Origin of the sequence: Burkholderia sp. RS01, from assembly GCF_039748055.1 — a bacterium.
Lineage (GTDB): Bacteria > Actinomycetota > Actinomycetes > Actinomycetales > Micrococcaceae > Arthrobacter.
In genome coordinates this window covers 1-212 of the sequence record NZ_JBDLAK010000104.1, presented here as the reverse complement: position 1 = coordinate 212, position 212 = coordinate 1, and the positions used below count along the sequence as shown (strand labels likewise).

General features: G+C 78.3%; 1 protein-coding gene. It reads left to right on the top strand.

Going from position 1 to position 212, the window contains the following annotated elements; genetic code table 11:
• Positions 1-212: DUF222 domain-containing protein (locus ABFP37_RS22715; RefSeq protein ID WP_347035061.1), on the top strand; the 212-nt coding region annotated here is incomplete at both ends.

The following is a 212-nucleotide window of genomic DNA, read 5'->3' as shown; positions in this document are numbered from 1 at the left end:
GCTCTGTCCCGGCGGTGTCGCCGGCCGATGACGGGTGCCGGAACACCGCGGAGTTCCTGCGGGTCCGGCTGCGGATCGGCGCCGGGGAAGCCCGCCGCCGTCTCGCCCTGGCCTCCGCCGTCCTCCCCCGCACCGGCATCACCGGCCAGCCCCTGCCCCCGGCCTGCGAAGAAACCGCCGCCGCCCTCGCCACCGGCACCATCGCCTCCCGC